The 24,340-nt window shown below is 73.4% G+C and carries 21 protein-coding genes; 13 read left to right on the top strand and 8 right to left on the bottom strand.

Annotation, left to right across the window (positions count from 1 at the left end; genetic code table 11):
* The 6 genes from AB8735_RS05000 to AB8735_RS04975 all read left to right on the top strand — a co-directional run bounded on the left by AB8735_RS05000 (window position 1) and on the right by AB8735_RS04975 (window position 6,588).
* Window positions 1-591, top strand: a complete 591-nt coding sequence (locus tag AB8735_RS05000; RefSeq protein WP_372405612.1) for an AAA family ATPase — start codon at window positions 1-3, stop codon at window positions 589-591.
* A gap of 31 nt (window positions 592-622) precedes the next feature.
* Complete coding sequence (locus tag AB8735_RS04995; RefSeq protein ID WP_372405611.1) at window positions 623-1,870, top strand: MFS transporter; 1,248 nt, start codon at window positions 623-625, stop codon at window positions 1,868-1,870.
* 179 nt (window positions 1,871-2,049) lie between these two features.
* A complete protein-coding gene (locus AB8735_RS04990; protein WP_372405609.1) occupies window positions 2,050-3,336 on the top strand; it encodes a hypothetical protein in 1,287 nt (428 codons plus the stop codon).
* 177 nt (window positions 3,337-3,513) lie between these two features.
* Window positions 3,514-3,831 (top strand): hypothetical protein, encoded by a 318-nt coding sequence (locus AB8735_RS04985; RefSeq protein ID WP_372405607.1) that lies wholly within the window; start codon window positions 3,514-3,516, stop codon window positions 3,829-3,831.
* 1 nt (window position 3,832) lies between these two features.
* Window positions 3,833-4,864, top strand: coding sequence for a hypothetical protein (locus AB8735_RS04980; RefSeq protein WP_344021707.1), 1,032 nt, complete (start codon window positions 3,833-3,835; stop codon window positions 4,862-4,864).
* A complete protein-coding gene (locus AB8735_RS04975) occupies window positions 4,861-6,588 on the top strand; it encodes a hypothetical protein (RefSeq protein ID WP_372405605.1) in 1,728 nt (575 codons plus the stop codon). Before AB8735_RS04980 ends, AB8735_RS04975 begins: the two co-directional genes overlap by 4 nt.
* Here AB8735_RS04975 and AB8735_RS04970 read toward each other — a convergent pair.
* Window positions 6,578-8,266: an APC family permease gene (locus AB8735_RS04970; protein ID WP_372405603.1), complete on the bottom strand. Its 1,689-nt coding sequence runs from the start codon at window positions 8,264-8,266 to the stop codon at window positions 6,578-6,580. The genes AB8735_RS04975 and AB8735_RS04970 overlap by 11 nt on opposite strands.
* Window positions 8,267-8,493: 227 nt before the next feature.
* On the opposite strand from AB8735_RS04970, the gene AB8735_RS04965 reads away from it, so the two are divergent.
* Window positions 8,494-9,525 (top strand): D-alanine--D-alanine ligase, encoded by a 1,032-nt coding sequence (locus AB8735_RS04965; protein ID WP_372405602.1) that lies wholly within the window; start codon window positions 8,494-8,496, stop codon window positions 9,523-9,525.
* Window positions 9,526-9,537: 12 nt separating this feature from the next.
* Here the strand turns inward: AB8735_RS04965 and AB8735_RS04960 are convergent, their stop codons facing one another.
* From AB8735_RS04960 to AB8735_RS04950, 3 genes are all read right to left on the bottom strand, one after another.
* Entirely contained in the window at window positions 9,538-11,088 is a 1,551-nt protein-coding gene (locus tag AB8735_RS04960) for a hypothetical protein (RefSeq protein ID WP_372405601.1), read from the bottom strand.
* A 161-nt stretch (window positions 11,089-11,249) separates the two neighbouring features.
* A complete protein-coding gene (locus AB8735_RS04955; protein ID WP_372405600.1) occupies window positions 11,250-11,816 on the bottom strand; it encodes a hypothetical protein in 567 nt (188 codons plus the stop codon).
* Window positions 11,817-11,876: 60 nt separating this feature from the next.
* Window positions 11,877-13,457, bottom strand: a complete 1,581-nt coding sequence (locus AB8735_RS04950) for a TROVE domain-containing protein (RefSeq protein WP_372405599.1) — start codon at window positions 13,455-13,457, stop codon at window positions 11,877-11,879.
* A 142-nt stretch (window positions 13,458-13,599) separates the two neighbouring features.
* Between AB8735_RS04950 and AB8735_RS04945 the strand changes: the two genes are divergently transcribed.
* The 3 genes from AB8735_RS04945 to AB8735_RS04935 all read left to right on the top strand — a co-directional run bounded on the left by AB8735_RS04945 (window position 13,600) and on the right by AB8735_RS04935 (window position 17,374).
* Window positions 13,600-14,112, top strand: coding sequence for a hypothetical protein (locus AB8735_RS04945; protein ID WP_372405598.1), 513 nt, complete (start codon window positions 13,600-13,602; stop codon window positions 14,110-14,112).
* A 106-nt stretch (window positions 14,113-14,218) separates the two neighbouring features.
* Complete coding sequence (nadE, locus tag AB8735_RS04940; protein ID WP_344021692.1) at window positions 14,219-15,049, top strand: ammonia-dependent NAD(+) synthetase; 831 nt, start codon at window positions 14,219-14,221, stop codon at window positions 15,047-15,049.
* A gap of 105 nt (window positions 15,050-15,154) precedes the next feature.
* A complete protein-coding gene (locus AB8735_RS04935) occupies window positions 15,155-17,374 on the top strand; it encodes an RICIN domain-containing protein (RefSeq protein ID WP_372405596.1) in 2,220 nt (739 codons plus the stop codon).
* 132 nt (window positions 17,375-17,506) lie between these two features.
* Here AB8735_RS04935 and AB8735_RS04930 read toward each other — a convergent pair whose 3' ends face one another.
* Complete coding sequence (locus tag AB8735_RS04930) at window positions 17,507-19,102, bottom strand: FAD-dependent monooxygenase (RefSeq protein ID WP_372405594.1); 1,596 nt, start codon at window positions 19,100-19,102, stop codon at window positions 17,507-17,509.
* Window positions 19,103-19,183: 81 nt separating this feature from the next.
* Here AB8735_RS04930 and AB8735_RS04925 point away from each other — a divergent pair, with 81 nt between their 5' ends.
* Both AB8735_RS04925 and AB8735_RS04920 read left to right on the top strand, forming a co-directional pair.
* A complete protein-coding gene (locus tag AB8735_RS04925) occupies window positions 19,184-19,852 on the top strand; it encodes a TetR/AcrR family transcriptional regulator (RefSeq protein ID WP_372405592.1) in 669 nt (222 codons plus the stop codon).
* A 104-nt stretch (window positions 19,853-19,956) separates the two neighbouring features.
* A complete protein-coding gene (locus tag AB8735_RS04920) occupies window positions 19,957-21,306 on the top strand; it encodes a tetratricopeptide repeat protein (protein ID WP_372405591.1) in 1,350 nt (449 codons plus the stop codon).
* Here the strand turns inward: AB8735_RS04920 and AB8735_RS04915 are convergent.
* Window positions 21,303-21,758, bottom strand: a complete 456-nt coding sequence (locus AB8735_RS04915; RefSeq protein ID WP_372411778.1) for a cyclic nucleotide-binding domain-containing protein — start codon at window positions 21,756-21,758, stop codon at window positions 21,303-21,305. The two genes, AB8735_RS04920 and AB8735_RS04915, sit on opposite strands and share 4 nt — an antisense overlap.
* A gap of 263 nt (window positions 21,759-22,021) precedes the next feature.
* Between AB8735_RS04915 and AB8735_RS04910 the strand changes: the two genes are divergently transcribed.
* On the top strand, window positions 22,022-22,432 hold the full coding sequence (locus tag AB8735_RS04910) for a hypothetical protein (protein WP_372405590.1): 411 nt from the start codon (window positions 22,022-22,024) through the stop codon (window positions 22,430-22,432).
* Between the two features lie 64 nt (window positions 22,433-22,496).
* Here the strand turns inward: AB8735_RS04910 and AB8735_RS04905 are convergent, their stop codons facing one another.
* Both AB8735_RS04905 and AB8735_RS04900 read right to left on the bottom strand, forming a co-directional pair.
* The gene (locus tag AB8735_RS04905; RefSeq protein ID WP_372405589.1) at window positions 22,497-23,588 is read right to left on the bottom strand and encodes a CU044_5270 family protein; all 1,092 of its coding nucleotides are present in this window, start codon (window positions 23,586-23,588) and stop codon (window positions 22,497-22,499) included.
* A complete protein-coding gene (locus AB8735_RS04900; RefSeq protein ID WP_344032871.1) occupies window positions 23,585-24,244 on the bottom strand; it encodes an RNA polymerase sigma factor in 660 nt (219 codons plus the stop codon). The genes AB8735_RS04905 and AB8735_RS04900 overlap by 4 nt, the downstream gene beginning before the upstream one ends.
* Window positions 24,245-24,340 lie beyond the last annotated feature (96 nt).

Raw genomic sequence — 24,340 nt, 5'->3', positions numbered from 1 at the left:
ATGCGGGAACCAGGACAGGCCGTCTTCCTCGCGGGCACCTCCGGCGTGGGCAAGAGCACCACGGCCGCGGAACTCCAGAAGATCCTCCCGGAACCGTTCCTCGCCCTGGGCCTCGACACCTTCTTCGGCACGCTCCCGCACCGCTGGACGAGCGAGGGCGCCGACAGCGCCGACGGCTTCTCCTACGTCAGGGACACCGACGCGGAGGGGCACACCCGCCTGCGCATCGACTACGGACCCGTGGGCGCACGCCTGTTGGCCGGGATGCGCCGGGCGGTCGCCGCCCTCCTCCGGGAGGGCAACAACGTCATCGTCGACGAGATGCCGATCGACGCGTCGGTCATGCCGGCGTGGCGGACCGCGCTGGCCGGGCGGCGCGTGCTGTGGGTGCATCTGACCGGCCCTCTGGCGACCCTGGAGAGCAGGGAGGCCGAGCGCTATCCGGAGAGGTTCCGCGGTCTCAGCAGGGGCCACTACGACGTCTGCGCCCCGGACGACTTCGACCTCGTCCTCGACGTCTCCGCCCTGGGGCCGCGCGAGCGGGCCCGGCGCGTCGCCGCCGCCCTCTCCCTCCACCCGCAAGCCTGTTGACCCTCACGCCCGGCACCCGGCAGGTGCTCCGTTGACCTCCGGCGTCGCCCGCCGCACGGCCCGGGAGCCGCTCCGCCGCAACCGCGACTACCAGGTGTGGTGGTCGGGCGCCGCGGTCTCCGGCACCGGCAGCTGCCTCCTGGCCACGGCGGTCCCCCTGCTCGTCCTGGAGACCACCGGATCCGCCGGCCGGGCGGGACTCGTGGCAGGGGCCGCGGCCGTGGCCAAACTCGTCGGGTCGTCGCCCGCCGGAGCGCTCGCCGACCGCTGCCACCGGCGCGCCCTGCTGCTGACGGCCTCCGCGCTCCAACTCCTGGCGGCCGCGTCCGTCCTGGGCGCCGCCGTGCGCCACCACATCGGCCTCGCCCACCTGGTCGCGGCCGCGGCGGTCGAAGGGCTGGGATACTCCCTGCACACCGCCACCGAACTGCCGCTCCTGCGAAGGATCGTGCCCGAGGAACAGCGGCGGTCCGCCCTCTCCCGGGAGCAGTCGCGCAAGGCGACGGCCCAGCTGGCGGGGCCGCCGCTGGGCGGCCTGCTGTTCTCCTGGTCGCCCGGGGCGCCCTTCGCGGCGGCGGCCCTGTGCTTCCTGGGCGTCACCGGGGCGGCCCTCGCCCTCCGCGCCCCGCTCGGACCGCCGGTCCGGGAACCCACGCCCGGCGACGCCCCCCGAAGGGCAACTCCCCTGGCCGGGCTGCGCCATGTGCGCGCCAGCCCCTTCCTGCGGTACATGCTGGTGTGGTTCGCCCTGGTCAACGGGGCGTTCGCCGGGCTCGGACTGCTGCTCGTCGTCCTCTGCCACGCCCGGGGCGCGTCGGCCGCGGCCGTGGGCCTCACCCAGGCCGTCGGTTCCGCGGGGGCCGTACTGGGGGCGTGGGCGTGCGAACGGCTGACCGCGCGCACGACCGGGGCGCGCCTGCTGAGGGCGGCGTCGTGGATACTGCTCGCCGGAACCGTGGCCATGGCCGTTCCCCTCTCCGCCCCCTTCGGCGGACTCGCCTACGCCGGCGCCCTGTTCCTCACCCCCGCCGTGAACGTGTCCTTCATGGAGTACATGGTCCGGACGGTCCCCGAACGGCTCACGGGGCGGATCTCCATGACGATGATGACGGCGGCCCGCAGCCTGAACTGGGCCTTCACCACGGTGGTCGGGTCCATGGCCGACCGGTGGGGACCGCTGGTCCCGCTCTTCGCCCTCGCCGGGCTCTTCCTCGCCCTCGCCTGCGCCGGCCACGTCCGGGAATCCGCGGACGCGGCGGCCGGCGCCGGTGGCTTCTGAGGGGCGGATCCTCCGCCACGACGGTCGCCGACTCCCCTGTGAGGCCGTGGCGTTGGCGCGTTTCCGCCGTGACCCGCCGGTGTCGTTGACCCGGCGGGCCGTCGCCGATTGGCTCTTCCCGGCCGACCGGCCGGAGCCGCGGACGCGGCCGGCCCGACGACAGGGGAGGACCGATCATCGTGAGACGGACGAACACCCGGGACGGAAGACGGTGGCTGGTGCGCGGGGCCTGTGCGCTCGCCGCCGCCGGGCTGTTGGCGGGAACGGCGTCACCGGCGCAGGCGGAACCGGAGCGGGACGACGTCGTACAGGTGGACCTCGCTCCCGACGGCGCCCAGCCCGACAACTGGTCGGAAGCGCGCGGGCTGAGCGCGGACGGCAGATACGCCCTCTTCACCTCCCTGGCGTCCAACCTGGTGCCCGGCGACACCAATCGCCTGTACGACGTGTTCGTCCGGGACCTGCGCACCGGGCGTACCGAGCGGGTCAGCGTCGCCGACGACGGATCGCAGCTGAACGCGTCCACGAGCACGGCGGCCATCAGCGGTGACGGCCGGTACGTGGCGTTCGGCTCCGACGCGGCCGACGTCGTGCCGGGACAGCCGGCGAACGGCGGCTCGAAGATCTTCGTCCGGGACCGCGGGACCGGGCACACCGAGCTGATCACCGCCGGTGGCGGGAACTTCGAAAGGCCCGCCATCAGCGGGGACGGCCGGTACGTGGCCTACACCTCGGAGCGGCGCGACATCCACGTCACCGACCGCCGGTCGGGGACCACCCGCCTGGTCACGGCCGGTGCGGACGGCTCCCGGGCCGACAACGCCTCCGACGACCCGGTCATCAGCGCGGACGGCGGCACCGTCGGCTTCCGTTCGAAGGCCACCAACCTGCTTCCCCCGCACCGGGCTTCCGCCGTCGCCGGGTCCAAGCCCCCTACGGCGCGCCACACGTTCCCGTCCTACGTATGGGACGCGCGCACCGGCCGGATCCAGGCCGCCTCCGTCGACCCCGCCGGTGTGCTGCGCGACGCGTTCCCGTACGCGACGCTGAGCCCCGACGGACGGTACGCCATGTTCAGGGTCTTCGAGCCCAACGGGACGGAGGCGGAGGGCACGCACGCCGAGCTCTATGTCCGTGATCTGCGGGAGGGCACGACCACGAAGGCCGGCCCCCCGCTGCCCGGCACCCGCACCGTCCACGACGCGTACCGCGGCGCCATGACGGCGGACAGCCGCCGGGTGGTCTTCGGCTCGGGCGCCGACAACCTGGTGCCCGGCGACACCGATCAGGCCGTGGACATCTTCCGACGCGACCTGCGGACCGGCCGGATCGAACGGATCGGCATGGGCGAGGACGGCGTGAACCTCTCCTGGTCGCCCAACTCCCTTTCCGTGGACGGCGCCGGCACCACCGCACTGTTCGACGGGTCCGGCAAGGTCTTCGCCCTCCGGCTGCCGCCCGGCTGATCCCCGGGACCCGCCCCCTGGCGCGGAAGCGCCAGGGCGTGTGCACAGCCGCCGCGCGCCTGTTCTGCCCCCTCTGCGCTGTGCGCGTGCCCTCGTATGCCCGTTGAGGCCGATCGCCCGGTGGGATACTCGCCGTGGCCGGCATCGGGGCCGGCCCGGGGGACAGGGGCGCGGGCGTTGGCGACGAGGGTGAGCGTGACCGTCGAGGGCCGGCTGGGGCTGGACGATCCGGACCGGATGCTCCGGGAGCTGGAGCAGGCCACACGGCTGTCCTGGCGCCGGGAGGAGGCCGACCGGGAGCCCGCCCTGGGCGGGGTCCCGGAGATCGTGCTCGAAGCCGTGATCGGCAAGGGCGTGGAGATGTCGGTGGAGTACGCGGTGGAGGCCGTGAGGCGGTGTATCGGCCGCTGGCGCGCCGAACGGCTCGATCCACCGCGGATGGACGTCCGGACCTCCTCCGCCGACGAGCCCGGACCCGACGGCACCGGCGGCTGAGATGACCTCCCGGGCGCTGGTGATCGGGCCCGCCGAGTACGCCGGGGAATCGGGCGTCCGCGCGTACACGGAGATCGGCGTGAGCGCGGTCCAGTACGGCGAGGTCCTGGCCGGCAACCCCATGTGGGGCGGGGACCGCTGCCGGGTGCTGGGCCCGGACGAGGTCATGACCGCCGGGGATGTGATGGCGGCGCTGGAGGAGGAGGCCGGGCGGACCGGACCGGACGACATCTTCATGGTCGTCTACATCGGGCACGGCGCCTACTGGAACGACGTGCCGGGCGCCGAAGTGCACTTCTCCGTCGGCTCGTCGTACAAGGACAAGCCGTGGACCTGGCTGTCGAGCTGGTACCTGTACCGGGCGATGCGCCTGTGCAGGGCCGGCCTGAAGGTCCTCATCGCCGACTGCTGCTACTCCAATATGCTCCCCCACCTGGGGAACGGCATCCGCAGCCTCCCGGGAGTGCTCGACGACGCCGGCCAGGGCACCTGTGTGCTGACCGCCCTGAAGGACGACAACGTCAGGGCCTGGCCCCACGGCTGCGAGCGGCTGCCGGGCCGACTGGCCCACTGCACCCCCTTCAGCGGGCACCTGCTGAACGTCCTCGGGAACGGCACCACCGATCACCGGCCCGAGCTCACCCTGGGACTGCTCCGTGACGCCGTCGAAGAGGAGATGAGCCTCTGCCCGATCCAGCACGACAGGCCGCGCATGCTCCTCAACGACGCCCGGGAGAGCCGCGCGTTGTTCACCAACCGGATGGACCCCGCCAAGCGGGCTCCGCGCCCCGACGTCCCGGCCGGAACCGGGGAATGGGTCACCGCCCTGTTGCAGGGGAACGACTGCGACCTGAGGGAACTGCTGAAGGACCCCCGCAGGACCGGCGACGTGGTCGCCCGGCTGCGGGCCTCCTCACGGGACGGCGCCGCCTCGATCGCGCGGCGCATCGACAAGGAGGCGTCCGAACGGTTCACCGAGCCCGGTGACTTCGCCCGGTACTGGAACAAGGCGGAGCGGGCACCGCGCCCATGAGCCACGACCCCGACGCCCGGAACGCCGCCAACGGGTCCGGCGACTGGCCGGACTTCACCTACAGCTGGGTGACGGAGTGCGGGATCGGCGAGTTCGCACGGAGGGTGCAGGCCATCCGGGAGGGCGAGCGTCCCGTCACCGGCACCAGCGAACCGCCCCGGCCCGCCGCCGCCCTGAGGGCCCTGCACGCCTTCGCGATCAGGCGGAAGACCCCCGACCTGATCGAGGCCGCGAAGAAGAGACACCTGGGCTACCGCGACGCCGTCAACGTCCTGGCGACCGCCGCGCTGTGCCGGAGCGTGAAGGAGGCCGCCGATCTGACGCACCTCCAGTGGAAGGCGGAATCGGGCCCGGAAGGCGGGGAGGGCGACGGCGGAGAGACCCCGCAGACCGACGACATCATCCGTGACATCGCCCGTCAGCGGACCGTTCCGGACGTCGCGGCGTTCGTCCGGGAGTGCCGCCGGTTCGACGGGACCCCGCTGGTGACCAAGACGCTCGGTGCCTTCACCCACGGCAGCTCGGGGCGCAGGAACCTCGACAAGGCCCTGCTCTACGTCGCGTTGCGCGACGAGGACTGTGCCGAGGAGGCCGCCGAACTGCTCCGCCGGACGCTGGCGGCGATCGACGACGACGCGTCCGGGTGCGCCCCCGGCACCGGGCCCGCGGAGCAACTCGACGACCTGGTCGGGGCCCTGCACGAGATCAGCCCCTCCGAACGGATCCTGGAGGACTGGATCGACGGGCAACTGGCCGATGTGGAGCGCGTACCGGACACCATCCGGCTCGTCGTACGCCTGATCGCCGCCCTTCCCCCGGGACCGGACCCGGACCCCCTCACCGCGCACATCGGCCTCCGCTGGGAGAGATACGGACTCATCCGGCTCTGCGAGCAGTTGAGCGAACACGCGCCGGAGAAGTGCGGGACGGTCCGCGAGTGCGCCGCGTCCCGCCGCCGCCTGCGGGAGCTGGCGGAGATCATCACCGACTGGCGGCGCTCGGAGAGGCTGACGAAGACGGTCCGGGACCTGCTGAGGGACGTCGTCGCGATGGGCACCGCACGGGCGGACGGGCCGCGGTCGCTCGACGATCTCGACGACCTGGCCGGGGAGTTGCGCCACGTCGGGGCCGACCCGGAGTGCGGCCGCATGCTCCGGATCGTCGCCGCGGAACACGTCGAAGGCCGTTCCGGGGCCGAACTCGCCGCCCTGCTCCACCGGGTCGAGCGGCGGGGGGACCGCTGGCGGGCGTCGCGGACGATCGCCGAGCGGCTCACCGCCCGTGCCCTCGGCGCGGACGGCGAGGTCGGCGGCGTCATCGTCGGCTACGTCGAGGCGCTCCGCGCGGCACGGGACACGCACACCATCGACACGACCCTCAAGGAGGTCGCCGACTCCTCGCACGCGGAGCCGCACTCCGGGCACGACCACCGGGCGTGGGTCGCGCTGATCACCGAGGTCGCCGACCGGCTGTACCGGTCGGGACTGACCGCCGACGGTGCGAACCTGCTGGAGCGCTGTCTGGAGAACGAGCAGCGGATCACCCCCGAGGACGTCCGGCTCGTCGTCGGACGCCTCCGGAGCGGCATGGCGGAACCGGCCGGCTGGCTGGCCCTGTTGTCGGCGACGGTGGGCCGCTGGACCGACGCCCATCTGCGCGACGGCGCGGTCCGGCAGCTCCGCGAGGCGGGGTTCCACGCGGAGGCCGCCGCGGTCACCGGCTGACCGGGTCGGCCGGACCGGGCTCGGGGGCGGGTTCCGGCCGCCTGTGCCTTCGTGACAGCCTCACCAGCCCTTCGAAGACCGCGGCGGCCAGCACCAGGACGAACAGGCTCGTCCCCGCCCTCGCGTCGGACGGCCACTGCTGGGTCAGCGAGTGCAGGGCCGTCAGGGCGGCCAGATAGCCCAGCAACAGCACCGCCGCCCCGGCGGCCGGGTTCGTGCGCCACTGCCGCAACAGCGTCAGCTGCTCCTTGGCGTCGTAGGCGCCCCGCCCGACGAGCGGCAGGCCCGTGCGGGCCAGCGCGGGCAGCCCCAGCAGGAGGAGGAAGCCGGCCATGAGGGCCGCCATCCCGTACCACAGCCGGGAGCTCTCGGCCCAGTACAGGACCAGTGCGATGGTCAGGAAGCCGGTGCGCGCCAGGATTCCGCGGACCGCCTCCCGGCGCCGGGAGCACGCCGGGCCCAGCGCGACCAGCACGACGCCGGGCATGGCGTAGACGACCAGCGTCAGGATGCCGTTGACCGAGGTGATGGTCTCCCACGTCCCGCGCACCGCGAGCAGGATCACCGAACCGAGGACGAAATTGACCAGCAGCACCTTCCAGTACACCTCGTACGGGCGGCCCCGTACCGTGAGGGACCTTCCCGAGGCGGTCTGCAGCCCGCGGTGCGTGAGGTGGGCCTTGGCGAGCGTGTCGACCTCGCGGGTGAGCGCATGCGCGTAGACGAGCCCCGTCCCCAGCGGGGCCACCACCGCGTCGGCCAGGAGGACGTACCCCGGCCAGCCCACCCTGTCCACGATGCCCGTCAGCACGTGCGGGTCACCGGCCGGGTATCCGGAGAGTTCCGGGTGGCCGAGGAGGGCGACCTGGGCGGCGAAGTACAGCGCGGTGGCGCCGGCCAGGGTCCCGTACACCGCCCTGCGCAGCCGGGCCGCCTCGCCGATCCCCTCCCGTTTGACGTTCCCCGCGAAGTCCAGCGGCCCCTGGAAGCCGATGTACGCGAAGAGCATGCTGGAGCTCACCAGGGCCGGCAGGGCGCCGCCGTCCCCCGGGCCCGGATCGTGAGCCGCCGGGTACAGCTCGGCCCGGTGGTACTCCCCGGCCCGGAACAGCGCGACGACGACCAGCACCAGGGCGAGCACCTTCCACACGGCCAGACCGAGGACGATCCTGACGAACGGCCGTGGGGGAAGCAGGTTCACGGCGGCGATGACCGCGAGAAGGGCCGTGGCGCAGGCCAGTCCCCAGCCGCTGAGCTCCTTGCCGGGGGAGTGCAGGAGGCCGGGGAAGGAGAGGGCGAAGACCTTCGTCGTCGCGAGGGACTCGCTGACCCCGTTGGTCAGGTAGAAGATCCACAACCCGGCTGCCATGACCGTGGCCACCAGGGTTCCGCTGCTCTGCAGCGGAAGGAAGATCAGTCCGCCGGTCTTCGGCCGGGCCGTCCCCAACTCGACCATCACCGCGGCCAGCACGACCATCATCGCGCCGCACAGGCCCCAGTCCCACAGCGCGGCGAGGCCGCGGTGCCGCGACTCGAGGGAGGCGAACAGCCAGCCGGAGCCGATCATGCCTCCCACGGCCAGGCCCGCCAGCTCGTGGACCGAGAGCCGCCGCGCCTCGTCCCCGCCGCCTGCTCCCGCCGCCTGCCGTGTGCCGTCCCGGGCCTCCGGAAGCGCCATATACCCCGCCCCGCAGTCAATGCGTCATCGCTCTGGGTAGTGACAGGTTAGTCGTCGTGCGCGGGTGACGTACGCCGCTCGCCGGTCTTCCGCCCCGGCGTGGGTGGTGAACCGGGAGCGTCAGGCGCGCACCATATGGTCCGGTGTGCGCGCGGTGGCGTGGAACACCGGCCGCGCGCCCGGGTGGTGGAGCGCGGGAGGAATCCGTGGTGCGCCACAATCCCCTCATGCGAATAGTGATCTTGTGCGGTGGCGAAAGCCCGGAGCGGGACGTCTCGTTGGCCTCGGGCGGCTCGGTCGCCCGGGCGCTGCTGGAGCGGGGGCACGAGGTGGTGCTGGTCGATCCGGCCGCCGAAGTGCCGGTGGCGGCCGGGCCGTTGCGTCCCGGTGACGCGGTGGACGGGTTCGAGGTGGGGAAGGAACCGCCGGCCCTCCTGGACCGGCAGTCGCTGCGCCGGCGGATGCACGCCGCCCTGACCGGGGGGCCGGTGCTGGAGGTGCTGCGCGGCGCGGAGTTGGTGTTCCTGGCGCTGCACGGTGGCTGGGGCGAGGACGGGCAGGTGCAGGACCTCCTGCGGAAGGCGGGTGTCCGGTTCACCGGCGCGGACGGCGCGGCCTGTGCGGCGGCCTGGCACAAGGGCCGCGCGCAGGCGGCGCTGGGCGCGGCAGGACTGCCGGTGGCCGAGCGGGTGCTGTGGCGGCCCGGGGCCGGCGAGGTGCCGGAGGAGGTGAAGCGGCTGGTGGCGGCGGGGCCGGTGGTGACGAAGCCGGTGGCGGACGGGTCGAGCGTGTCCGTCCACCGGGTCGAGTCGCTGTCCCGATTGGCCGAGGTGGCGAGGGCGTCGGAGGGGGCCGAGCTGCTGGTGGAACCGTTCCTGCCGGGGCGGGAGTTCGCCGTCGCGGTGGTGGGCGACCGGGTGCTCCCCGTCATAGAGATCGAACTGACGACACCGCTGTTCGACTACACGGCCAAGTACCAGCCGGGGGCCGTCGACGAGGTCTGCCCGGCGCGGGTGCCGGACGGCTTCGCGGCACGGCTGCAGGAACTGGCCCTGCGCGCCCACGAAGTGCTCGGGTTCGGCGAAGGGGCGTACTCCCGCACCGACTTCCGCTGCGACGCGGCAGGCGAGCCGATGTGCCTGGAGACGAACGCGCTTCCGGGCCTGACGGCGACGAGCCTGCTGCCGCTGGCGGCGGCCGGGGCGGGATGGACGTACCCCGATCTGATCGGGCGCATCGTGGACCTTGCGATGCGCTGAGACCTCCTGTTGTTACTTCGCGGGAGTCAGGAGGACGACGGCCGCGGAGTACGGCGCGAGCGCGGTCGGCGCCGGGCCGGTGCGGGCGGTGGGCGCCGCCTGCCCCTGCCGCCAGGAGAGGGTGCGGGTGGCGCGGTAGCCGCGGGGGACGGTGAGGTGCACGTTCCGGGCCTGCTTCGGGTCCTTGTTGACCAGGACGACGGCCAGCGTGCCGTCGGCGCGGCGGACCGTGTGGGCGGAGAGCGTGCCGTCGCCGGTGGCGGTGGTGGTCAGCAGGCTGCCGCCGCCCTTGAGCGCGGTCGTGAGCAACTGCATCGTGTAGTAGGGGGCGAAGGGCGTGCCGGCCGGCGGCTCGCACTTCGTCCTGCCCGTCGTGCCCGGCTTCTCGCCCGGGCAGGTGCCGGAGGAGAGCAGCCCGAGGTCGCCCCAGCCGCCGTCGGCCGTGGAGTTGGGGCCGTTGTAGAGGGCCCACCAGTCCACGGCCGAGGCGCCGTTCTCCAGCAGGGTGAGGTTGTCGTCCAGCAGATAGAGCGCGCCCACCGCGGTGTCCTGCTGCCGGGTGGCGGGCACGGCGGCGGAGTTGCTCTCGCCCGCGACGACGGCGATGCGGTGCCGGGGGCCCGAGGCGCGGTCCAGGTCCTTGCGCAGGGTGCGCAGCGCGGGGCCGACGGACGCGGTGTCGGCGAGCACGGCGGCGTCGGAGCCGCCGGTGCGGGCCGCGTGGTACCAGTGGATGTCCGCGAAGTCGACGGCCGCCGCCAGCCCCGGGGTGCCGAGCACGGCGTCGTTCCACAGCTTCGCGTTCCGGTCGGGACCGGGCTTGTCCGTCTTCGCGGGGTCGTACGTCCCGAGCTCTATGCCGATGCGGATGCCCGGGTCCACGGCCTTCATCGCCTTGGCGTAGGCGATGGAGTTGCGGGCGTACGCCGCCGGGGACTTGTCGGTGTGCGCGTCGGGATTGAGCGGCATGCCCGGGGGCATGGGGTGCCAGCCGTTGAAGTACGTCTCCTCGCCGATCACCCAGTCGCGGACGTTGTAGTGGTGGGTGCGGTTGGCGTAACGGACCCAGGCGGCGGCCTCCCGGGGGTCGCCCGGCTTGGGGTGCTCCGGGGTGCTGGGGGCGTCCTTGGTGGCGGTGGGCCCCGTCCCGTAGTTGACGTGGACCAGCATGCCGGCGTGCGCCGCCTGCGCGGTCCTCGCGAACCGGTCGAAACTGAACTCCGGGGTGAGCTTCTCGTAGCTGCCGTTGTCCGGCCCGTGGGGGTCGGGGCTGAGCCAGCCGCCCTTCTCGAAGTGGTAGAGGTCGCTGGGGCCACCGGCGTTGAAGGAGAGGGTCCTGATGCCGGCCTTGCGGATCAGCTCCGGGGTGTCCGGGCGGGTCAGGAGCCCGTTCCAGAAGGGGGTGTTGACGCCGACGGCCGTCGGGGAGACGGTGTTGGCCACCGCGCGGCCCACGGTGACGTCCACCCGGGCCGGTGCCTCCGCGGCGGTGGCGCCGGGCGCCGCGACCGGCCCGGCCAGCGCCGCGGCAGCGGCGGCCAGGGCGATGACGCGCTTCGACATGGTGCAGTTCCTCTCGCGATCCGGTGATGCAAGATCACTTTCTCGCGGGGCGGCCGCCGGGCGGCAGAGTCCCGCGTCACCGGTGCGCGCTGACAAATGTCACGGACGGGATGGTTCCGGCCCGGCCGGCGGGCCCTTGCCGCCCTCCCGCCGCGATCCGCTCAATGGCCGCCGGAAGGAACCTCGCAGCCGGAGTGGTCGGGGTAGCCGCCGAAGGCCTCGGCCCGGGTGGCGTCCTGGTCCCAGGTGCCCTCCAGGCACATCCGGGGGGCCTCGACGAGGAAACCGACCCCGGTGGGGCCGTTCTCGTACACCCGCACCTTTCCCGCGGCGTAGCCGAGGCCGGTGAGTGCGCCGCGGGTGCCGGCCGTGGTGAAGTCGCCGCGTCTGCGCAGGGGTTCGAGGGCGTCCTCGACGCGCTTGACGGCGGCGAGGCCCTCGCAGCGGAGCGGGCCGTGCAGCGGGATGGGCACCCTGAAGCCGTGGTTCTCGGCGTAGTGGTCGCCGGGCGGCGCGGCCGGCGGCCGCGCGGGCGGGGTGGGCGCGGTGCTCTCGCCGGGGCACGGGGCGTCCGCCGGGGTGCTCGGCGCCGCCACCGGGGTCCGGGCGGACCCGGCCGCGGCGGCGGCGCCCGGCCGCTGCGTCCCGCACCCCGCCGCCGCCAGCAGAGCCAGCACCACCACCGCCGGAATCCCGGTGCGGGGCCTCGTCGTCCTGATCGCCTTCATGCCCCGATCCTCTCCCGCCGCCCGGCGGGCGTCATGAGTACGTGTACTCACCCCCGGCGCTCAGCCCTCCCAGGGCCAGCGGGCGTCCCGGCCGTCCTCCAGCAGCGGCACCATGCGGAACGCCGCGTCGGTGAGCCCGCCGAAGGTGTGCCGGTGCGCGGACCCCGACGGGCCGTGGCCGGGCCGGTGGCCGGCGAGGTTCCAGGTGTAGACCGGGACGTCGGCCGGGACCTGCCCGGTCGGGTCGCCCGCGCAGTGGAACGAGGCCTGTTCGTCGGTGACGATCAGCACCCGGTCGTGACCGCGGTAGTGCCGGCGCACCGCCTCGGTGGTGTCGGTCCCGCCGAGGTCCCCGAACCGCTCCAGCACCTTGAGGACCGACTCGCCCCTGCGGTGCTCCACGGGCGCACTGGACGTGCCGAACTGGACGAGGTCGGCGTCGGCCGCGCGCAGCGCCACGGCCGTGCCGAACACCGCGGCGGCATCCGCGCGGTCGAGCCGCGAACGGCCGGACATCGGCGCCCCCATGGAGCCGGAGCGGTCGACGAGGACCAGGGTCCGGCCGGGCAGCGCGGGCACGTTCGCCAGCGAGTGGCCGAGGGCCTGCTCCAGCGGATACGCCCAGCGCAACGACGGCGCGTGCCGGTACGCGGCCAGGTACCGGAAGGGGAACTGCCCGGACCGGGCGACCTCCTGGGCGTCGGAGATACGGGCCGCCACGCGCCCGGCGGCCTCGTCACCGACCCCGGCCTCGTCGAAGTTCCGCAGGTTGCGGACCAGGGCCATGGTGCCCATCGACGGGATGACGGCCTCCCAGACCGCCGCGTCCAGCGGGCCCTGCAGCCACCCCGCCAGCGCCTCCCACGTCATACCCGCCCGGGCGAGCCGCTCGGCACCGCCGTCCCCGGTGACCAGGGCACGGCGTTCCTCGACGGGGACGGCCATCAGCGCGTGGTGCGCGGCGAGCGTACGCTCCGCGGCGGGCGGCACGGCGGTGTCCGGGTGGTGGCGGCGGTCCAGGGCGTACCGGAACAGGGCGCCCTGCCACGGCCTGTCCGGATCGGGCGTCGGGTGGACGAGGTCGAGGACGTCACCGAAGCGGTAGCCCTTGGACGCCGTGTCGTACTTCAGGAGGCTGCGCCCGGTATAGAGGCGCCGTACGGCATCGGCGATGCCGCGCTTGACCGGCTTCGGCACGTTCCGCCCGTGGACGGAGGTCCAGTAGGCCAGCATCTCGCCGGGCTCGTCGGCGCGGCACAGCACCGAGTCGACGACCCGGCGGTTGGCCGGGCCGTCCGTGGCACCGGCGTCGAGGCGGGCCCTGACGTACTCGGCGGCGCCGACGAGGGAGGCGGTGCGCATCCCGCCGTCGCCGCGCAGCCACCGCAGGAGACCGGCGGTCCAGACGGGGTCCTCGACGGCGAGCTTGCGCACGAGCGCGGCGAACCGGTCGTCGCGCTCGGCCGCGCCTTCGTGAAAGGTCTGCTGGGAGACGAAGTTGGCGACCGCGAGCAGGAACAGCTCGGAGCGGTCGTCCCGTACGTACCCCTCGCCGCCGAGGTGGGTACGGGTCCGCCCCGCCGTGGTCACGGGCGAGACGGGGGAAACCGCCCCGGATGTACGGGTGTTGAAGCGCGCCATATGAATTCCCCCCGAATCCACCGAATTCATCGCGTCCGGACGCCGTTCACTCTAGGAGGGCGGACGTCCACGCCGCCAAGGCTTTTCACGGCGGCTCCCCGCGGGTTTGCCGCTGCCCACCGCCCGTCCCTAGATTGCCCCGATGGGCCTTTTCGACAGACTGACCGGCACCGCGCATCCCGGCAGCGGTGTCGCACCCCGTCCGGCCGGGGACGTCCGGGCGGCGCTCCTCGGGCTCAACGGGCCGGACGTGCCGTACGTCGTGCGCACCGGCACCCCCGCCGAGGGCGCCGACCTGGTGGCGGAGTGGCGGATCCGGGAGCCCGCCTGGCACGCCTTCTTCGCCGGGGCCAGGATGAGCCGGACCGTGAAGACCCGGATGCGCCTGGTCCCGGCGCGCCACGAGGTGCGCGCCCTCGACGAGGAGCGGGAGGTCAAGTGGATCGGGGACACCCCCAGGGTGGTGCTGTCGCGCGAGTACGGCCGCGGGCAGATGACCACGGTCTCCCGCGAGTGGACGGTCGGGCGGGACGCCGAGGGCCGTCTGCGGATGACGGAGGTGTCCCGCTTCGACTCCGCGGAGATCAAGGGCCCGCTGCGGGACGCGGTCCTCGGCGCGGGGTGGACCTGGCGCGGTGCCCTCTTCCGGCTGTGACCGGAGCGCAGGCCGGAGCACAGGACCGGCCGGACCGGGCCGGTCACCGCCCTGGGTAGGGTGGGGCGCGAACAGCACATCAGTAGGACAAGTACGAGGAGCAGACGTGAGCGAGCCGGCGTCCATGGCCCTGCAGCAGGAGATCGCCCGGGAACTCCAGGTCGCCGAGATCTTCGAGGCCGAGCGGGAGATCGAGCGCCGGGTGGCCTTTCTCGCCGAGCGGCTGACCTCCACCGGTCTGCGCTCCCTCGTCCTCGGCATCAGCGGCGGCGTCGACTCCACCACGGCCGGCCGGCTGTGCCAGCTCGCGGTCGAGCGGGCCCGGGCGGCCGGGCACGAGGCGCACTTCTACGCGATGCGCCTGCCCTACGGCGTCCAGGCCGACGAGCGCGACGCCCAGCTCGCGCTCTCCTTCATCGCGGCCGACCGGGTGCTGACCGTGGACGTCAAGCCCGCGAGCGACGCCGCGCTCCAGGCCGCGCTGGCCGCCGGCGTGGCCTTCCGCGACGCCCACCACCAGGACTTCGTGCACGGCAACATCAAGGCCCGGCAGCGCATGATCGCCCAGTACGCGGTGGCCGGCGCGCACGACGGCCTCGTCGTCGGCACCGACCACGCCGCCGAGGCGGTCTCCGGCTTCTTCACCAAGTTCGGCGACGGCGCCGCCGACCTCGTCCCGCTGACCGGCCTGACCAAGCGCCGGGTGCGCGCCGTCGCGGACGCGCTGGGCGCGCCCGCCGAGCTGGTGTGGAAGACCCCGACGGCCGACCTGGAGACCCTCGACCCGGGCAAGGCCGACGAGGACGCGCTCGGGGTCACCTACGACGAGATCGACGACTTCCTGGAGGGCAAGCCGGTGGACGAGCGGGCCTTCGGGACGATCGTCCGCCGCTACCGCCTCACCGACCACAAGCGCCAACTGCCCCTCGCTCCCTGAGGCATCCGACGGCCGGTCGTTGACCGGCCGTCAATCGAGCGGTGAACTCCTCCGCCTACGGTCCGGGCATCACCACCCGCACCCGTAGATGGATGGAGCATCCCGTTGCGCAGACATGCCGTCACGCTGGCGCTCGCCGCAGCGAGTCTGACCGCCGCTCTCCCCACCGCCCAGGCGTACGCCGCCACCCCGGCCGCCGGTCCCGCCACCTCCGCGCCGCGCGCGGCGGACGGCGGCGTCCAGGTCCGGGCCACGGCCACCGACGCCCAGCAGCGTGCCTTCTGGATCGAGCACGAGAAGAAGGGCACCCTCCGCGAGTTCAAGGGGGAGCTGAAGGACTGGAAGCCGAAGTCCGAGCCCGCGAAGGGGAAGTCGAAGGCGAAGCCGGAGGGGAAGTCGAAGGTGGCGGCGAAGGCGCCCGCCACCCCGCCCCGGCAGAAGGGGAGGAGCCGGCTCGCGGCTGGTTCCTCGGGCGAGAACTGGCTGCGCGGCACCACCGGCCGTCTCCGGATCGCCTGGCCCGACGAGAACAACCCCAGCGTATGGTGGGTCGGTTCGTGCACCGCCAATGTGATCACCAGTGACAGCAAGGACACCATAGCCACCGCCCGGCACTGCATCCCCCACGACAAGCAGAACCGGATCATCCCGGCCCAGTACGAGTTCATGCCGGGCTACTCCAAGGACGCCGACGGCACCGAGCACACCCCGTACGGGAAGTGGACCTTCCGCTCCCTTGGCGTCGTCGACGACTCCAGCTCCCTGCAGACCTCCGACTCCGCGTTCCTGACGCTCAACACCCAGGACGGCGTGCACATCCAGGACAAGGTCGGTGCCTCCGGCTTCCAGTTCGGCATCTCCACCTTGCCGAACCGGGTGGTGCTCGCGGGGATACCCGCCAGCTCCAACCAGTTCCACACCTGTGCGAAGGAGCCCTACTGGGGTCCGGACAACCCGCCCCAGATCCTGGGCAAGGGCGGCCCCTGCACCGGCGACAGCGACCTCTCCGGCGGTGCGAGCGGCGGCCCGCTGCTCAACGGGGACACTCTCGACAGCGGTCCCGTCCAGATCGGCGACTACTCCGGAAGTTACCTGCAGGACGCCGCCGCCGCGGTCTGGCGCGACGCGGCCTACGCCGTCTTCCGCTCCCTGCAGGACCAGGGCCAGGGCCCGGCCCACGACATGGTCACGACGCTCACCAACGCCAACGGCAACCTGGCCGACCTCTACGAGTACAACAAGAACAACAGCGTGCCGGTCTACGCTTACCACAACACCGGTGGCCAGAACCAGCAGTGGCATCTGTGGGACAAGGGCGACGGCTACTTCCTCATCGAGAACCGCTACACCGAGCAGCAGGGCCTCAGCGGCTCCGAGGCCCGCGTCCTCGACTACAACTTCTCCAACGGCACCGCCTATTCGCACCGGGTGAACGGCAACGGCGGCTCCGACAACCAGCTCTGGAAGTTCCGCGCGACTCCCGGCCGCCCGGGCTGGTACACGATCCGCAGCAAGCGGGGCGACCAGTGCCTGGGCGCCCCCGACGGCGAGGGCTCGCTGACGGTCGCCTCCTGCGCCACCACGGACGGCCTCGAATCCCAGCAGTGGAAGCTCGACAAGGTCACCACCACACCGTCCCCCTCCGTCCCCGTCACCCTGCAGATGGTCGACGCCGGCGGCTACGACCCGAACGCCCTGCGCGCCTGGTTCGAGAAGAACAAGGGCCTCCTCCAGGACCAGTACGGGAAGATCCGGCAGTTCATGACCGGCGGCGCGTACGAGATCAAGCCCGGCATCAACGTCGTCTACGACGCCGGGCACGAGGCCTTCAAGAACCCCGGCGTCGCGGCCCTCTTCGAGCCCAACGCGAAGCCCCAGTACAACAACGAGAAGTCGATCGTCCTGCGCCCCGAGTACGTGATGAAGAACCCCGGCGACATCGGATCGCTCATCCATGAGCTCACCCACCAGGTGCAGGACGCCGCCAACGGGGCATGGCTGAACGAGGGCCAGGCCGACTACTACCGCAAGTACGTCTACAACGTGAAGGAGAAGCCGGGCGTCGACCGCATCCGCGGCACCGACTACAACAGGGGCTACGACTCCACCGCCTTCCTCCTCAACTACATCGCCCACAAGCACCCGTCGGGCGAGGGCATCATCCAGAAGATCAACAACGAGGTGCGGGCGCAGGGCTTCGGCGCCGACGGCGACCGCGTGCTGACCACGATCACGGGCAAGGACGGCCGGCGGTGGTGGACCGAGATGTGGAACGACATCCAGGCCAGCCCGAGCCGGTGGACCAACCCCGGTTACCACGACTGAGCAGTTACCACGACTGAGCGGTCACCACGACCGAGCAGGGTCTCCCCGACCGGTCGGTCCGGGGGACGAAGGCCGGGCGGCCGCCCGCCGGCGACGAGGGTCGCGCGGCGGGCGGCCGCCCCGCCGGGCATGTCAGTCCTGCCTGGCGAGAACCGTACGGAGGACTCCGGCGAGCACCGCGGCCGGTTCCGTCGCGGCGGCCCGGCTGCGCCAGGCGACGAAGCCGTCCGGACGGACGAGCACCGCTCCGCGGGCCCCGATGCCGTGCGCCTCTTCGCCGGCCTCGACGTCGATGTCCGTGCCGAGGACGCAGGGCCGGATCCCCACGCCCAGGGCGGTGCCGAGCTCCTTCGCGGCCTCCGCCCACTCCCGCCCTTCGCGACCGGCCAGGAGGACGAAGGTCCTGCCGTACAGGTCGAGGGTGGAACCGCCGTCCGCGGTCGGGCGGTGCGGAGCCCGCGTGCCGGGCTGCGCGCGCAGTTCGCCGACCGGGACCGGATCGGTTCCATGACTCCCGGGCGCGGCCGCCGAGGCGTACCGGAAGCCCGTCGTCAGGGCGGGGAAGTCGAGCAGCTCCACCTGTGCGCCATCGGCCATCCGGTCGCCGAAACGGGCGAACGCCTGCTGCATCGCGAGCCTGCCGTAGGGCCGCCGTTCGGCGTCGTAGGTGTCGAGCAGTCCGGGGCCCGCGGTTCCCGTGAGGACGGCGGCGAGCTTCCAGGCCAGGTTGTGGGCGTCCTGGATCCCTGTGCTCCCGCCGAACCCGCCGGTGGGCGGCTGCGTGCGGGCGGCGTCCCCGGCCAGGAACACCCGGCCCGAGCGGTACGACCGCGCGACCTGGGCGCCGATCGGGAAGCCGAGCACGGTGACGTCGGTGCCGGGGATCTGGGGCCGCAGCGAGACGTCGACCCCCTCCGTTCCGGCGGCGTCCCGCACCATGTCCGCCACGCGCTCGGCGGTGAAGTCCGCCACCGACTCGTGCCGCGGGTCGTACCCGGTGCTGAACAGCCATCGCGAGCCATGGTCGTCGTACGGCATCATCGAGGTGAACGGGCGCGGCTTCTGGAGGTAGGCGATGCCGATCCGCCGGCCGCGCACGGTGGCCGAGAGGTCCGCGTCGACGATCGCGGTGACCGTGTCGAACAGCACTCCCGGTCCGTCGGACGCGATTCCGAGCCACGCCCGGATCCGGCTCTTCGAACCGTCGGCCGCGACGACGTAGTCCGCGCGGATCGTCTCCTCGGCGCCGCTCGCGCGGTCCCGGACGGTGACCCCGACGCCGTCGGCATCCTGGTCGAGGGCGGTCGCCTCGGTGAAGTACCGGACGTCGGCGCCGAGTTGGCGGGCCCGGTCGCGCAGCAGGATCTCCAGCCGGTCCTGGTCGATCATCACGTAGGACGACGTGCTGTAGGTGCGGGGATCGACGAACGGTTCGTCGACGACCTCCGTCACCGGTTCGTACGCGTCCGCGAGGGTGTCCGCCCGCAGCGGCACGAAGGGCCTGCCCTCGTTGTGGAAGCTCTCCGCGCGGAGGGCCGGACCGAGCCCGGCCTGGCGGAGGACCTCGACGGTCCGCGGCGTGATGCCGCGCAGCCTGGGGTGGATGAGCAGATCGGGGTGGCGCTCCAACACCGTTGCCCGGATGCCCTGGTGGGCGAGGAAGACGGCGGCGCTCAGCCCGGTGAGGGCGCCCCCGACGATGAGCACGTGGGTCTCATTGCGGTCCATGACGCCAGAATCAGGCGTACGGATGAGTCTGTCAAACGTTTGGATGATTGAGTTGGCCGGACGGATGGCAGAATCCTGGCCGTGACCACGAAGAAGAGTGACAAGGACGCCCGCCGCGCGCCGCGCCGGACGCCCGCCGCGCACGAGCGGCGGCGTGACCCCGAGCGCACCAAGGCATTGATCCTCGACGCCGCGACCGAGGAGTTCTCCGCCAAGGGTTTCGCCGGTGCCCGGGTGTCGGAGATCGCCGCGCGCGCCGGGGTGAACCAGCAGCTCATCACGTACTACTTCGACGGCAAGGAGGGTCTGTACCGGGAGATCGGCCGGCGGTGGCGGACCCACGAGGCCCGGGCGTTCCCCGACGGTATGGACCAGGCCGAGATGATCAAGAGCTATGTGCGGGCGAGCCTCGACCCCCGTTTCGGCGGGCGCCTCCTCGCCTGGGAGGGCCTCGCCGGCACCGGCGAGGACGACGAGGAGGGGGTGGCCGAACGCAACGCCCGGCTGCGACAGGAAGTGGAGCTGATCCGGCGGCGCCAGGCGGCCGGTGAGCTCGACGACCGGTTCGACCCGGCCGCACTGCTGCTGATCCAGATGAGCGCGGCGAACGCGCTGGCGGTCTACCCCCAGCTCGCCCGCGGCCTGTTCGGCGCCGACGGACGCTCCCCCGAGCTGGTCGAGCACTACGCCGGGCAGCTCGCGGAGCTGATCGGGAGTCTCGGCACCGGCGGTTCCCGCCGCTCCGGGTGAGCGCGTGAGTACGTGAGCGCGGTCGGCGCACCGGCCGGGGTGTCCCTCCCGCCGCCGCGGGGCAGGCATCCCTGCGGCACGCGGCAACCCGGCAGGAGGTCAGAGTGATCACGGACCGGCACGCCCACGCGATGACGCACACCGGTGCCGAGGCCGTGCGGCACTACGAGAAGGCCCTCGACGCCCTCCTCCACTTCCGCGAGGAGACCGGAGCGGAGGTCGGGGCGCTGCTCGACGACTCGCCCCGGTCGGTCATGGGCCACGTCTTCCGGGCGTACCTCGGGCTGCTGGGCACGGAGGAGAGGGACGCGGCGGAGGCGGCCGCGGCGTTCGGGGCGTACCTCCGGGACCTGCCCGGCTCCGGCCCGACCCCGAGGGAGCGGATGCACGTCGAGGCCGCCTCCGCCTGGCTGGACGGCGACATGCACCGTGCCGGGCACCTCCTCGCCGAGCTCGTCGTGGCGCATCCCGAGGACGCCCTCGCCCTCGCGGTCGGCCACCAGATCGACTTCTTCACCGGCAACGCCGTGCTGCTGCGCGACCGCATCGGCGGTGCGCTGTCCGCCTGGGACCGGGACGATCCGCACTACGGCCTGCTCCAGGGCATGTACGCGTTCGGCCTGGAGGAGGCCGGGCACTACACCCTCGCCGAGCGGACGGGCCTGGAGGCCGTCGAACGCGACGCCCGCGACGTGTGGGGCATCCACGCGGTCGTGCACGCCTACGAGATGCAGGGCCGCCACGAGGACGGCATCCGCTACCTCGACGCCCGCACGGACGACTGGGCGTCCGGCAACTCCCTGAACGTGCACAACTGGTGGCACTACGCCCTGTACCTGCTGGAGACGGGCCGCACCGACGAGGTCCTGGCCGTCTACGACGCCGCCCTGCACCACGACGGCTCGGCCGGTGCGGCGATGGAACTCCTGGACGCCGCCTCGCTGTTGTGGCGGCTCCACCTGGCGGGCGCGGACACCGGAGGCCGCTGGTCCGCGCTCGCCGACGCCTGGGCGCAGCGGCGCGACGGCGCCCACTACGCCTTCAACGACGCCCACGCCGTCATGGCCTACGTCGGGGCCGGCCGCATCCCCGAGGCCGAACGGCTCGTCCGCGACCGGGAGATGTGGCTGCGCGACGCCGCTCCGGAGCTCTCCAACGCCGCGATGACCGCCGGGATCGGCCTGCCGGTGTGCCGGGCGCTCGTGGCGTACGGGCGGCGGCGGTACGCCGACGCGGTCGAGCTGCTGCTTCCCCTGCGGCGCCGCTTCCAGGAGTTCGGCGGCAGCCACGCGCAGCGGGACGCCCTCCAGAGGACCCTCGTGGAGGCGGCCCTGCACGCCGGGCGCCACGACCTGGCGCGCACGCTGCTGAGCGAACGCATCCAGCTGCGGGCCCGCTGCCCGTACGACCGGGACGCCTGGGCCCGTCTGATGCGGCGTCAGGGCGTGTCCTAGCGCGGCGGTCCGCTCCCGGCCGGGCCGTAGAGGTCGAGGAGGCGGGTGCGGGCGGACCTCAGGCGTTTGCCGATGGTCTCGGCGACGTACAGGAGGAGCGCGTGGTCGAGCTCCGGGTCGCCCGCGCACAGTTCGCGGACCTTCTCGGTGTCGAACTCCCAGGCGCGTACGGGGCCGGTGGCCTCGGCTCCCAGGTGCCACTGGCGGGGTGCGAACAGCCAGGACCAGCCGAGGAGTTCGCCGGTGCCGATGGTCTCGATGGCGGCGGGGCGGCGGCCGGGCACGTGCAGGTCGAGGGCGACCGTGCCGGTGTGCAGGATCCAGAAGCGGTCGGCGTGGCCGCCCTCCTCGAAGATCCGGGTGCCGATCGGGAACGACACCTCGCGCGCCGTGGCCAGCAGCGGCTCGCGGCGGCCCTCGGGGAGGACCGCGAAGATCCCGGCCCTGGCCATCACCGGTCCTCCGGTGGTGCGGATGCGGTGGCGGAGAGCATGGCCCACTCCCGTCCGGTCGTACGCCCGAAGCTGTCCTTCCAGCGTGCCGACACCGCCGCCGGCGCGCACCTCGGGCGCGGGACGGGCGGTCACGGTGTGTCCGTGGCCGTTCCCCCGGGGTGACGTCCCCGCCGCCCGCGTGCGATCAGGGACGGCGGGGAGCGACGATGGAAGGGACACTCCCCATGCCTGGGGCACCATGCGGGCAAAGGAGGACGCCCATGGTCACCGCTCCCGAATCCCCCGGCGGGAAGTCCAAGGCGGCCGCCGGTCTCACGGTGTTCGCGGCCGTGATGATACTGATCACGGGGTTTCTGAACCTCTTCCGCGGCATCATGGGCATTCTGCACAACGCGGTCTACCTCAAGACCCCCGACTACGTCTTCAGGTTCAGCCTGGCGGGCTGGGGCTGGGTGCATCTGTTCCTGGGCATCGCGGCCATCATGATCGGCGTCGGGCTGTTCAGGGTCTCCCTGTGGGCGAGGATCCTGGGGGTCGCCATCGCGGCCCTGACCCTCGTCGCCAACTTCCTCTCCGCGCCGTACTACCCGCTCTGGTCGATCGTGGTGATGGCGCTGTGCGCCTTCGTCATCTGGGGCCTGTGCGTGGTACGCGGGGAAGAGGACACCTGATCCGTCCCCCGGACTCGGACAGCAGGGCCGATGACGGTCGTCCGACCGTCGTCGACCCCGTCCGTCACCGGCGCGGCAGCTCGCCGGCCCGGTCGACCGCGGCCCTGGTGAGGACCGCGGAGGAGCCGACCACGGTCCCGGCCGGGCCCGCCCCGCCGGACGCGGTGAGCACCGTGCGTTCGCCGAGGAACGCGTGCGTGCTCCGGTCGAAGATCCATTGCGTCTGCTGTCCGCGGGCCGTGCGGGCGACGGCGACGCCCTCGCGCCCCGCGGCGTCGACGGCCGTGCGGACCACCGTCACCCCGGGGATCTTCGCCGCGGCCCGGTAGAGGGCGGCGGCCACCCGCGGCGGCGCCCAGCTCTCGGCGAGCAGGTCGCCGATCGTGGTGAAGGCCTGCTGGTCCGGGTCCTGGCCCCGGCCGCGGGTCTCCTTCCGGATCAGCCGCAGCAGGGCGTCGGGGTCGGTGGGCAGCGACGCGACGTACGCGGGGGTCGGGTCGACGACCGACGGACCCTCCGCCCGCGGGGAGACCCGCTTCGGCGTGGCCCCCGGGCGGTCGAGGGTGTAGACGGGCGCGTCGGCGCCGAGCGGGGTGTCGGGCCCGCCCGCCTCGCGCAGCAGGCCGGGGCGGCTGCCGTCGGCCGACAGCCACACCTGCCGCCGATGGGCGGGGGGTACGGTCGCGGGGCCGCCCGCGGCGCTCTGCGCGGCGTAGGCGACCTTGCTCTCGATGTACACGAACTGGCCGGACCCGACGGCCTGTTGCCGCTCCCGGGCGGCGGCGAGCGCGATACGGTCCAGGAGCCGCACCGCTTCGGGCGCCTCCCGGGGGACGCCGTCGGCGATCGTGCCGCGCCCGCGCGCGGGCGGGTCGGTGAGGTTCGCCGCCACGACGCCGCCGGCCGCCAGGGCGCAGACGACGGCGGGCACGGCGATCCGCAGCAGCGGCCGGCGGGGGAGTGCGGCACGGGCGGTGCGGCCGTCGGCGGGCCCGGTGCGCGCGGCCTCGCGCAACAGCGCGTCCTTGAGCAGCCGTTCACGACCGGGGTCCAGGCCGGGGACCGGCGGCGGGGGCAACAGATCGCCGGGGCCGGGGAGTTCGGACCCGTCGGGCCGGGAGCGGCGGAACGGGCGGCGGCGCGGGGTGGTGGTCATCCGTGCTTCTCCTGGGTCGACGAGGACGTGGCCACGGGGGAGCGGCCCGGAACCGGCGTGCCGGCGGCGGGTGGCCGTCCGGACCCCGTCCCGGCCCGCGGGGGCCGTGAGCGGGAACCGGCGGCGCGCGCCTCGGCGTCGGCGAGCTCGCGCAGCCGGGTGCGGGCCCGGGACAGCCGGGAGCGGACCGTGCCGACCGGCACGCCCAGCGCCTCGGCCGCCGCCGCGTAGTCCAGGCCCGCCCACACCACGAGGGTGAAGACCTCCCGGTCGCGGCGGCGCAGCCGGGCGAGGGCGGCGTGCGCCGCGCGCAGCTGCTCGGTGTCCGCGAGGTGGGTGACGAGGTCGTCGGCGAAGTCGGGAACCGTGCCGCGCTCCGGGACGCGGGCGAGCGCGAACTCCCGGCGCCGGCGCGCCCGGGCGTTGCGGCGCATGATGTTGGTGGCGATGCCCAGCAGCCACGGGCGCAGGCCGTCGCCCTCCGGCCGCACCCCCTCCCGGCTGCGCCACGCCTCCAGGAAGGTCGCCGAGACGACGTCCTCGGCCTCCGCCCAGTCGCCCGTCACCCGCAGGGCATAGCGGTACAGCACTTGGGCGTGCTCGTCGTACAGCTCGCCCAGGGCGTCGCGGTCCCCGCGGCGGAAGCGATTCCTCAACAGTGATTCCACTCTCTGCTCTGCCACATCCGTCCCCCGGGTTCCGGTGACGTGCGCCACACCCGCCCGGGCGGTGTGACGTGGCTCACGGGAACT

The organism is Streptomyces luteireticuli, assembly GCF_041519305.1.
Classification (GTDB): Bacteria; Actinomycetota; Actinomycetes; order Streptomycetales; family Streptomycetaceae; genus Streptomyces; species Streptomyces luteireticuli.
Note: the sequence above shows the minus strand (reverse complement) of the source record. Positions and strands in the feature narration are given on the sequence as shown.

What these genes read in the sequence shown, in the direction of transcription:
- AB8735_RS05000 (WP_372405612.1), top strand. Translation starts at nt 1, where the DNA reads ATGCGGGAACCAGGACAGGCCGTCTTCCTCGCGGGCACCTCCGGCGTG.
- AB8735_RS04980 (WP_344021707.1), top strand. Translation starts at nt 3,833, where the DNA reads ATGACCTCCCGGGCGCTGGTGATCGGGCCCGCCGAGTACGCCGGGGAA.
- AB8735_RS04975 (WP_372405605.1), top strand. Translation starts at nt 4,861, where the DNA reads ATGAGCCACGACCCCGACGCCCGGAACGCCGCCAACGGGTCCGGCGAC.
- AB8735_RS04970 (WP_372405603.1), bottom strand. Translation starts at nt 8,266, where the DNA reads ATGGCGCTTCCGGAGGCCCGGGACGGCACACGGCAGGCGGCGGGAGCA.
- AB8735_RS04965 (WP_372405602.1), top strand. Translation starts at nt 8,494, where the DNA reads ATGCGAATAGTGATCTTGTGCGGTGGCGAAAGCCCGGAGCGGGACGTC.
- AB8735_RS04960 (WP_372405601.1), bottom strand. Translation starts at nt 11,088, where the DNA reads ATGTCGAAGCGCGTCATCGCCCTGGCCGCCGCTGCCGCGGCGCTGGCC.
- AB8735_RS04955 (WP_372405600.1), bottom strand. Translation starts at nt 11,816, where the DNA reads ATGAAGGCGATCAGGACGACGAGGCCCCGCACCGGGATTCCGGCGGTG.
- AB8735_RS04950 (WP_372405599.1), bottom strand. Translation starts at nt 13,457, where the DNA reads ATGGCGCGCTTCAACACCCGTACATCCGGGGCGGTTTCCCCCGTCTCG.
- AB8735_RS04945 (WP_372405598.1), top strand. Translation starts at nt 13,600, where the DNA reads ATGGGCCTTTTCGACAGACTGACCGGCACCGCGCATCCCGGCAGCGGT.
- AB8735_RS04930 (WP_372405594.1), bottom strand. Translation starts at nt 19,102, where the DNA reads ATGGACCGCAATGAGACCCACGTGCTCATCGTCGGGGGCGCCCTCACC.
- AB8735_RS04915 (WP_372411778.1), bottom strand. Translation starts at nt 21,758, where the DNA reads ATGGCCAGGGCCGGGATCTTCGCGGTCCTCCCCGAGGGCCGCCGCGAG.
- AB8735_RS04910 (WP_372405590.1), top strand. Translation starts at nt 22,022, where the DNA reads ATGGTCACCGCTCCCGAATCCCCCGGCGGGAAGTCCAAGGCGGCCGCC.
- AB8735_RS04905 (WP_372405589.1), bottom strand. Translation starts at nt 23,588, where the DNA reads ATGACCACCACCCCGCGCCGCCGCCCGTTCCGCCGCTCCCGGCCCGAC.